Annotated in this window: 8 protein-coding genes and 2 pseudogenes; 3 read left to right on the top strand and 7 right to left on the bottom strand. The window is 72.0% G+C overall.

The window, feature by feature from the left end:
* The 6 genes from AC32QD_RS15230 to metF all read right to left on the bottom strand — a co-directional run.
* The coding region (locus tag AC32QD_RS15230) for a hypothetical protein (protein WP_492011358.1) at window positions 1-976 on the bottom strand (976 nt) is incomplete at its 3' end.
* Between the two features lie 86 nt (window positions 977-1,062).
* Entirely contained in the window at window positions 1,063-2,271 is a 1,209-nt protein-coding gene (locus AC32QD_RS15225) for an RsmB/NOP family class I SAM-dependent RNA methyltransferase (RefSeq protein ID WP_492011357.1), read from the bottom strand.
* Between the two features lie 19 nt (window positions 2,272-2,290).
* Window positions 2,291-3,748 carry an IMP dehydrogenase gene (gene guaB, locus AC32QD_RS15220; protein WP_492011356.1) on the bottom strand — a complete coding sequence of 486 codons (1,458 nt, stop codon included), beginning with the start codon at window positions 3,746-3,748 and terminating at the stop codon, window positions 2,291-2,293.
* A 248-nt stretch (window positions 3,749-3,996) separates the two neighbouring features.
* Complete coding sequence (locus tag AC32QD_RS15215; RefSeq protein ID WP_492011355.1) at window positions 3,997-4,716, bottom strand: RlmE family RNA methyltransferase; 720 nt, start codon at window positions 4,714-4,716, stop codon at window positions 3,997-3,999.
* Window positions 4,717-4,728: 12 nt separating this feature from the next.
* The gene (locus AC32QD_RS15210; RefSeq protein WP_492011354.1) at window positions 4,729-5,859 is read right to left on the bottom strand and encodes a Ppx/GppA phosphatase family protein; all 1,131 of its coding nucleotides are present in this window, start codon (window positions 5,857-5,859) and stop codon (window positions 4,729-4,731) included.
* Window positions 5,860-5,937: 78 nt separating this feature from the next.
* Complete coding sequence (gene metF, locus AC32QD_RS15205) at window positions 5,938-6,834, bottom strand: methylenetetrahydrofolate reductase [NAD(P)H] (protein WP_492011353.1); 897 nt, start codon at window positions 6,832-6,834, stop codon at window positions 5,938-5,940.
* 293 nt (window positions 6,835-7,127) lie between these two features.
* On the opposite strand from metF, the gene AC32QD_RS15200 reads away from it, so the two are divergent.
* The 3 genes and pseudogenes from AC32QD_RS15200 (at window position 7,128) to AC32QD_RS15190 (ending at window position 9,480) form a co-directional block, all read left to right on the top strand.
* On the top strand, window positions 7,128-7,436 hold the full coding sequence (locus tag AC32QD_RS15200; RefSeq protein ID WP_492011352.1) for a virulence factor: 309 nt from the start codon (window positions 7,128-7,130) through the stop codon (window positions 7,434-7,436).
* Between the two features lie 18 nt (window positions 7,437-7,454).
* Window positions 7,455-8,395, top strand: a pseudogene (locus tag AC32QD_RS15195) (methylenetetrahydrofolate reductase).
* Window positions 8,396-8,409: 14 nt separating this feature from the next.
* Window positions 8,410-9,480 (top strand): methyltetrahydrofolate cobalamin methyltransferase, encoded by a 1,071-nt coding sequence (locus tag AC32QD_RS15190; RefSeq protein ID WP_492011351.1) that lies wholly within the window; start codon window positions 8,410-8,412, stop codon window positions 9,478-9,480.
* Window positions 9,481-9,555: 75 nt separating this feature from the next.
* Here the strand turns inward: AC32QD_RS15190 and AC32QD_RS15185 are convergent.
* Window positions 9,556-9,666, bottom strand: a pseudogene (locus AC32QD_RS15185) (serine O-acetyltransferase); the annotation flags it as partial.

Raw genomic sequence — 9,666 nt, 5'->3', positions numbered from 1 at the left:
GCTCGAGCCCGGCGCCGCGCTCGCAGAGCTGGTCGAGCTCCATGCCCGTGACCTCGCGGGCGTGGGCGTTGCTCCACAAGAGGCGGCCGGCGGGGTCGAACAGCATCAGCGCCACCGGGATCAGGTCCAGCCCGGCCCAGCCGCCGGGCGGCTCGTCGCAGCCGTGCAGGGGCAAGATCACGATGTGGCGCGCGTCGCGGCTTTCTTCGTCATCCCCGCAGGCGCTCCAGACGCCGCAGAGCTCGGTCGCGCCGTCGCGCCGCCGCAGCAGCATCCAGCGCCCGGCATCGGCGTCGCCGCCCGTCAGCAGATCGGCCGGCTGGTCCTCGACCTCGGCATAGCGCCGCCGGAACGCGGCGTTGGCGATCAGCTTGCCGCCCTCGTCCACGCGCAGCCGGGGAAAGAGCGCACCGGCCGTCAGTTCGGGATCGTTCCCGTCCGCGCCCCGAGGCATCCGGGCGGGCGGGACGACGGTCCAGACCAGGACGTCGGAGTCCACGACGCGGGCGGCGAGGAAGACCGCTGCGCCATCCGGGCGCCGGCGTGTCCTCTCGAAGCCGAAGCCCAGGCGGCGGGCTGCCTGCGTCAGGCGATAGATCGCCGCGGGCGTGACCTCGACCCCGCGGTCCAGCAGGCTGGCGAGGTCGGTCCGGTCATCGCCGCACACGGCGCGCATGGCAGAGTTCGCATAGATCACCTGCCCGCCGCGCGTGCTTGCCACGGCCGGAAAGTCGAGCCGCTCGAGACGCGCCGCGAAGGCGCGCATGCGCCCGGCCGCCGAGGGGCGGTACAACGCGGCGAGGCCGACAAGCGCCATCGGGGCGAGGGCAACCGCCGCGACGAGCCCCGCCCCGACAGGCGGAAACGCCATGACGCCAAGCGCCCCGGCGGCGAGGGCCCCGGGCACGGCGATCATCGAGCCGAGCAGGACATGCCTGCCATTCCACCACTCCGACTCCGCGTGCGAAAAATTCATCGGCCAACCCATCCCGGGGGAGCCTGCAGGAGAGCCTGTCTATCGTTTACAAAAGATGAACGCGCGGCTCCAGTGCGCTGCTCGGCTCAGCCTCGGGTTGGCGACCGGATCAGCTCGGCGGCGAAGAAGCCGTCGCCGCCGTCGAGCGGCGACAGGCGCAATGGCGCGCGCCCCGGCGCGAACGCGGGATGGGCGGCGAGGAAGCGGCCGACCCGGTCCTCGTTCTCGGGGGCGAGCATCGAGCAGGTGACATAGACCAGCCGGCCGCCCGGGCGCACCGCGGCGGCGGCGGCGGCGAGGATTTCGTCCTGCCGGCCCAGGCGGTCGGCGAGCAAATTGGCGGTGAGCCGCCACTTCGCCCCGGGCTGGCGGCGCCAGGTTCCGCAGCCCGAGCACGGCGCGTCGACCAGCACGAGGTCGCAGGCGCCGGCGAGCCCGACGGTCTCGCCCGGGGCGTGCAGCGTGACCGCGACGCCTGCCCGCCGGGCCCGTTCGGGAAGCCGGGCGAGGCGCTCGGGCGCGATGTCGTGGGCGTGGATCCGGCCGCTGCCGGCCATCGCGGCGGCCAGCGCCAGGGTCTTGCCGCCGCCGCCGGCGCAGTAGTCCAGCACGGTCTCACCCGGCCGGGCGCGGGCATAGTCCGACGCCGCCTGGCTTGCCGCGTCCTGGAGCTCGATGAGGCCGTCGCGGAAGACGCGGCTGGCGCTGACATGGCGGGCGCCGGCGGCAACGCGCAGGCAGGTCGGCGAGAGCGGGCCGGACTCGGCCGCGATTGCGTCCCCGGCAAGGGCGGCGATGGCCTCGCCGCGCGCCGCCTTCAGCGTGTTGACGCGCAGGAAGACGGGGGCGCGCTCGCGCCAGCGCGCCAGGGCCGCGTCCGGGATCGCGGCGAGATGGGGCGCGAGCCAGTCGGGGTAGTCGAGCCGCACGGGCCGCGGCGCATCTTCCAGGGGCCGGGCGAGCCGGGCGCGCTCGGCCGCCGTCAGGGCCGGCGGCGCATGGCCCGTGCCGCAGAACAGCGCGGAGATGGCGGCCTCGTCCAGCCCGTCCAGCAGAAGGCTGCCGATCAGCGCGTTGCGGCCGCCATGGTCCTCGGGCGCGCCTGCCACCCAGGCGGCGGAGCGCAGGCGGCGGACGGCGTCGTAGACCAGGTCGGCGACGGCGCGCCGGTCGCCCGAGCCGGCATAGCGGTTCTGCCGGCCCCAGGCGGCGAGCACCCGGTCGAGCGGCTCGGGTCCCGAGCGCCAGCCATCGACGATCCCGATCGCCGCCTGGATGCGGGCTGCCGGTGTCAAGGCCGCTGCCCGGGGACGGTCAGCCGACCCGGTAGTTCGGGGTCTCGCGGGTGATCTGCACGTTGTGCACGTGGCTCTCCTTGAGGCCCGCGCCGGAGATGCGGACGAAATCGCACTTGCCGCGCATCTCGTCGATGGTCCGCTTTCCGGTGTAGCCCATGGCGGCGCGCAGGCCGCCGAGCAGCTGGTGGATCACCACCGAGGCCGGGCCCTTGTAGGCGACCTGGCCCTCGACTCCCTCGGGCACCAGCTTGTGCGTCTCGGCCACCTCCTGCTGGAAGTAGCGATCGGCCGAGCCGCGCGCCATGGCGCCCACCGAGCCCATACCGCGGTAGGTCTTGTAGGAGCGGCCCTGGTAGAGATAGACCTCGCCCGGCGCCTCGTCGGTGCCCGCCAGCGCCGAGCCGACCATGGCGCAGTTGGCGCCCGCGGCCACGGCCTTGGCGAGGTCGCCGGAGAACTTGATGCCGCCGTCGGCGATGATCGGCGTGCCGGTGCGGGCGGCCTCCTCGGCGCAGTTCATGATCGCGGTGAGCTGGGGCACGCCGACACCGGCCACGATGCGGGTGGTGCAGATCGAGCCGGGCCCGATGCCGACCTTCACCGCATCCGCCCCGGCGTCGATCAGGGCGCGGGTGGCCTCGGCGGTGGCGACGTTGCCGGCCACCACCTGCACCGAGTTGGACAGCGTCTTGATGCGCTCGACCGCCTGGGCGACCGAGCGCGAATGCCCGTGGGCGGTGTCGATCACCACCAGGTCGACGCCGGCGTCGACCAGCGCCCGGCTGCGCTCGTAGCCCGCCTCGCCGACGGTGGAGGCGGCTGCCACGCGCAGGCGCCCCAGCTTGTCCTTGCAGGCGTTGGGGTTGAGCACCGACTTCTGGATGTCCTTGACGGTGAGCAGCCCGGTGCACTCACCGGCCTCGTTGACCACGATCAGCTTCTCGATGCGGCGGTCGTGCAGGACGCGCTTGGCGACGTCGAGGTCGACCGGCTCGCGCATGGTGCCGAGGTTCGAGCGCGTCATCAGCGAGGAGACCGGGGTCGCCGGGTCGTCGGCGAAGCGCATGTCGCGGTTGGTCAGGATGCCGACCAGCCGGTTGCTCGCGTCGACCACCGGAAAACCGGTGATGGCGTACTGGCGCTGCAGCGCCTGGGCGTCGCACAGCGTCTGGTCGGGCCTGAGCGACACCGGGTTGTAGACGATCGCGGATTCGAAGCGCTTGACCTGGCGGACCTGCTCGGCCTGCTCCTCGAGCGAGAGGTTGCGGTGGATCACCCCCAGCCCCCCCGCCTGGGCCATGGCGATGGCCATGTTGACTTCGGTCACGGTGTCCATGGCCGACGACAGCAGCGGCATGTTGAGCTCGATCTGCGGGGTGACGCGGGTCCTCAGATCGGCCTGGGCGGGCACCAGCTCGGAGGCCGCGGGCACGAGCAGCACGTCGTCGAAGGTGAGCGCCTCACGAATCTCCATCCGATTTTCTCCGGAGTGTGCGTGTTGGCGGCTCCCTATCTCACGTTGCGCTGCGAAAGGGAAGAGGGATCGGACAGGCGACGTGCGCAAGACATGCGCGGCCCGCCGGCACCGGCCGCCAACACCCGATTCGCTGCGGTTTCCAGCGCCCAAAAGGGGTGTGCACATTGCACACGCTTACAAGTCATTGATTTACAGTGATTTTAAAAATATGCCCATGTGCACCGACAGACCAGGGCGGGCCGAGGTCACTGCCCGGCGTCCGCCCGGAAGCCGGTCGCGACCACGTACATCTCGGCCGAATCGGCCCGGCTGGCGGAGGGCTTGACGTGCTGGACAGCGGCGAAGCGGCGCTTGAGCAGGGCCAGCAGGTCGCCCTCGGTGCCGCCCTGCAGCACCTTGGCGACGAAGGCGCCGCCCGGCGCGAGCACCTCGAAGGCGAAGGCGGCCGCGGCCTCGGCCAGCGCCATGATGCGCAGGTGGTCGGTCTGGCGGTGCCCGGTCGCGGGCGCGGCCATGTCGGAGAGCACCACGTCGGCCTGTCCGCCCAGGCGCTCGCGCACCGCCTGGTCCGCGCCCTCGGCCAGGAAATCGAGCTGCAGGAGATCGGCGCCCGGGATCGGCTCGACCTCGACGATGTCGACGCCGAGCACGGTGCCCCGCGCCTTGCCCGACTTCTCGCCCAGCGCGTTGACGCGTGCCACCGCCACCTGGCACCAGCCGCCCGGGGCGCAGCCGAGGTCGACCACGCGGGCGCCGGGCACGAGGAAGCGGAAGCGGTCGTCGATGCCGGCGAGCTTGTAGGCAGCGCGGCTGCGGTAGCCCTCGCGCCGGGCGCGCTGCACGAAGGGGTCGTTGAGCTGACGTTCGAGCCACAGCGTCGAGGACAGCCGCCGCCCCTTGGCGGTCTTGACGCGCACCTTGAGCTCGCGCCCGCCGCGCCCGGATCCGCGCTTGCCGCGTGCCATGCGCCTACCCGGTCATCCGGAGGCCCGGCGGCCCTTGAGGAGGCCATAGAGCATGCCCTCGCGCAGGCCGCGGTCCGCGACCCGCATGCGCTCCACCGGCCAGGCCGCGAGGATCGTGGTCAGGATCGCGCCGCCCGAGAGCATGAACGCGGCCCGGATGGGGCCGTAGTCGGGCAGGCCCGAGCGCTCGATCGGCGGCGAGAGCAGCCGCTCGGCCACCGCCTCGACCGCGCCGCGCGCGAGCCACAGGCCGTCGACCCGGCTGCGGTCATAGCTGCGCAGCCCCAGATGCAGGGCGCCGAAGGTGGTGGCGGTGCCCGAGACCCCGATGATCTGCAGCCGCCGCGCCAGCTCGTCGCGGTCGCCGGCGCGGAAGGGAGCGAAGGGGCCGAGTTCATCCTCGAAGGCGCGCGCCATGGCAGCGAAGCGGTCGCGCGGCGCGGCGATGTGGGCGAAGCGCTCGTGCAGCGTGGAGACGCCGAGCGGGACGGAAATCCAGTCGGCGATATGCGCGGCGGCGGCGCGGGCGTTGGCGTCCTCGGCGCCGTTGCGGCCGGCGGGCGCCAGCGCCCGGATCAGGCTGACGCGGCGCGAGGGCGGCGTGCGCGACATGTCGACCCAGATCAGCTCGGTCGAGCCGCCGCCGATATCGAACACCAGCAGGTGCTCGGCCCGGGCGTCGATCAGCGGCGCGCAGCCGGCGACGGCGAGGCGGGCCTCCTCCTCGGCGGTGATGACCTCGACGCGCAGGCCCAGCTCGCGCGCGACGCGGTGCATGAAAGCGGCGGCGTTGGCGGCGCGGCGGCAGGCCTCGGTGGCGACGATGCGGGCGTTGCCGACGCCGTGGCGGCGCAGCTTGCCGGCGCAGATCCTGAGCGCCTTGATGGCGCGGGCCTGGGCCTCGGCGCTGAGCTCGCCCGAGCGCCCGACATGCTCGCCCAGGCGCACCGCGCGCGAGAAGGCGTCGATGACCTCGAAACCCTCGCCCTGGGGCCGGGCGACGAGAAGGCGGCAGTTGTTGGTGCCGAGGTCGAGCGCGGCGATGGTGTCGGGGTCGGGCCGCGGCCCACGGGCGGAGCGCGCCCGGGCGCCCTGCCCGGCCGCGCCGGGCTCCGTCCCATCAGCATCGAGCTTCGGCCTCACCTGCCACCGCCGCAACTTGTTCCCCTGCCCCTAGCTCTAGGCCGTGGGGCGCCGCGGGGCAAGTTCGACCGCCGGGCCTCAGCCGCAGCCGACGGCGAGATGGGCGGGACGCGGCTGGATGCCGAGCGCGTGGCAGACCTGGAAAACCATGGCGGACTTGTTCAGCGTGTAGAAGTGCAGCCGGTCGACGCCGCTCGCCATCAGCTCGTCGCACTGTTCGGTGGCGACGGCGATGGAAAGCAGATCGTGCGCCGCCTCGTCCTCGGCGTTGTCGTAGGCCTTGAACATCCAGCCGGGGATGCGGGTGCCGCAGGCGTCGGCGAAGCGGACCGTCTTGTCGAAGTCCTCGATCGGCAGGATGCCGGGGACGATGGGCGCGTCGATCCCAGCCGCGGCGCAACGGTCGCGGAAGCGGTGGAAGCTGTCGTTGTCGAAGAACAGCTGGGTGATGGCGCCGATGGCGCCGGCGTCGAGCTTGCGCTTGAGGTGATCGATGTCGGCGTCAGCGCTGGCGGCCTCGGGGTGGACCTCCGGGTAGCAGGCGACCCAGATCTCGAACTGGCCCATTCCGGCCAGCGCCGAGACCAGCTCGACCGAGCCGGAAAATCCGCCCGGATGCGGCGCCCAGCGCCGGGCGCCGGCGGGCGGGTCGCCCCTGAGCGCCACGATGCGCCGGCAGCCGAGCTTGGCATAGCTGCGCGCCACCTTCAGCACCTCGTCGCGCGTGGCGCCGACGCAGGTCAGGTGCCCGGCGACGTTGAGCCCGGCGCAGTCGCGGATGGCGAGAATCGCCGACATGGTGCGGTCGCGCGTGGTGCCGCCGGCGCCGTAGGTCACCGAGACGAAGTCGGGCGCCAGCGGCGCCAGCCGCAGCACCGATTCCCACAGCGACATCGAGGCGCGCGGCGACTTCGGCGGGAAGAACTCGAAGCTGACCGCCGGTGCGGGGCGGCGTTGCGACGTCTCCACGAGCATGCGTCCGCGTCTCCTTGCGCGCCGGTTTGCCGAGACCTTTCAGCGGGTTGCCCCGATCCTGTCGAGGATCCGGGGCCAGAGTCGGACCTCGCCGCCGATCACGATCAGGGTATTTGCACGATTGCGACGTATCAAGCCTAAAAAGCGACCGTCCCCGCCGGCCTGAAAACCACATCTGCCGGTTGTGGCCTGGCGGTGTCGCAGACGTTGCCCACCAAGTCGAAAATCTGCGTTCGCGAATTTCGCGCTCCTCTATTGAGGGCCGCGTCGATGAGCGGAGCCGAGTGGGGACAATGGCGCAACTGACAGTTGTCTACTGGCGTGACATCCCGGCGCAGGTGATCGTCAAGCAGGGCCGCGCCGTGGCCAAGCGGCAACTGCCGGAGCGCTTCGAGCAGGCGATCGACCGCTGCGCCATGAAGGTGGGCGCGCGGGACACCGATGCCTACCTCGCCGAGTGGCGGCGCGGCGACCCGGTCGCGGTCGAGGGCGAGCTAGAGGAGCTGGCGCAGGCCGAGGCCGCGCGGCTCGAGCGCACCTTCGACAGCGAGGCCATCAAGGCCCTGATTGCAAACGACGGATGGTCCACGGCGAAAGCCTGACAAGGGGAGCGAAGGGGAATGGCGAGGATTCTTGACTTTTTTGGGCGCAAGGAGGCGCCCGAGCCGCAGCTGCCCGCCCCGGCGGGGCTGGCGGGCCTGATAGAGGGCTTCTCGGTCGAGGTGATGCCGCGCACGGCCGAGAAGGTCGAGGACTTCCGCGAGCTGTTCCCCGCCGGCACGCGCATCTACATCGCGCATATCGACGGCACGCCGATCGAGGACATGGTCGCCACCGCCCGGCGCCTCGCCGGCGAGGGCTTCCCCGTCATGCCGCACTTCCCGGCCCGCAGCATCCCGGACGCCGCCACGCTGGCCGACTGGATCGCGCGCTACCAGGGCGAGGCGGGCGTCGACCAGGCGCTGGTGCTGGGCGGCGGCATCGACCGGCCGCGCGGCGCCTTCGACTGCTCGATGCAGCTTCTCGAGACGGGGCTGTTCGACAAGGCCGGCTTCCGCCGGCTGCACGTCGCCGGGCACCCGGAGGGCAACAAGGACATCGACCCGGACGGCTCGGAGCGCAACGTCATGGAGGCGCTGCGCTGGAAGCAGGCCTTCACCGAGCGCACCGGCGCCGAGATGGCCATCGCCACGCAGTTCTGCTTCGAGGCCGGGCCGGTGATCGCCTGGGCCGAGCGGCTGAAGCGCGAGGGCATCGCCCTGCCCGTGCATATCGGCGTGGCCGGTCCGGCGAAGCTGCAGACCCTGATCAAGTTCGCCATGGCCTGCGGCGTCGGCCCGAGCCTGCGCGTGCTGCAGCGCCGCGCCGCCGATGTAACCCGGCTGTCATGCCCTTCACGCCCGAGGAGGTCCTGACCGAGCTGGCCGCCCATAAGGCCCGGCACCCGGATTTCGGCATTACCGGGGTGCATTTCTTCCCGCTTGGCGGTATCAGGCAGACGGCGGAGTTCACCGGCCAGCTCGCAGCGGCGCTGCCCGCCTCTCGCGCCGCCACGGCCTGAGGAAAGGAAAAAGCATGACCCGCACCATCGTCGAGTCCAAGAGCCGCACCACCATCATCGGCTTCGACCAGCCGTTCTGCGTGATCGGCGAGCGCATCAACCCCACCGGGCGCAAGAAGCTGGCCGCCGAGCTGGAGGCGGGGGATTTCTCGACGGTGGAGAAGGACGCGCTGGAGCAGGTCGCCTGCGGCGCTGCCGTGCTCGATGTCAACGCCGGCGTGGTCTACAACTCGAACCCCAACCCCAACGAGACCGAGCCGCCGCTGATGCAGAAGCTGATCGGGCTGGTGCAGGGACTGGTGGACATCCCGCTGTGCATCGACAGCTCGGTGCCGGCGGCGCTCGAGGCCGGGCTCGAGACCTGTGAGGGCCGGCCGCTGCTGAACTCGGTGACCGGTGAGGAGGAGCGGATGGAGCACGTCCTGCCGCTGGTCAAGAAATACAACGTGCCCGTGGTCGCGATCTCGAACGACGACACCGGCATCTCCGAGAACCCCGACGTGCGCTTCGAGGTGGCGAAGAAAATCGTGCAGCGCGCCGCGGATTTCGGCATTCCGCCCCACGACATCGTGGTCGACCCGCTGGTCATGCCGATCGGCGCCATGGCCACGGCCGGATTGCAGGTCTTCGCGCTGGTGCGGCGGCTGCGCGAGGAGCTGGGCGTGAACACCACCTGCGGCGCCTCGAACGTCTCGTTCGGCCTGCCCAACCGGCACGGCGTGAACAAGGCGTTCCTGCCCATGGCGATCACGGCGGGCATGACCTCGGCGATCATGAACCCGGTGCAGCCGGGCGTCAGCGACGCCAAGATCGAGGAGCGCCTCGCCGCCCTGCGCGCCCTGGGCGTGCCGGTGCCGGAGAAGGAGAACCTCGATCTCGACGCGCTGGTGGCGCTGCTCGGGATGGGCCGGCGCAAGCCGTCGCCCTCGAACGAGATGGAGGCCATCCGCGCCGCGAACCTGCTTGCGAACAACGACCCGCACGGCGCCGCCTGGATCCGCTTCAACAAGGCGCCGGGCGAGTCGGCAGAGGCGGGCGGCGCCCGCGGGCGCCGCGACGGCCGGCGCCGCCGCGTCGACGCCTGAGCCTGGTCGGGCGAAACAGGGCCTCGCCGCACGCGGCGAGGCCCTTTTCGTTTCCGGTTTTCAGGCGCTGCGGCCTCAGGCGCCGCTGATCCCGGTGACGCGGTGATCCATCGAGTGCGACGGCCGCTCGCAGCCGGCCTCGCCGACGACACGGGCCGGAACGCCGGCCACGGTCTTGCGCGGCGG

The organism is Thermohalobaculum sp. (genome assembly GCF_058622915.1).
The sequence above is the reverse complement of the archived record's forward strand: the minus strand, read 5'-3'. Positions and strand labels throughout refer to the sequence as shown.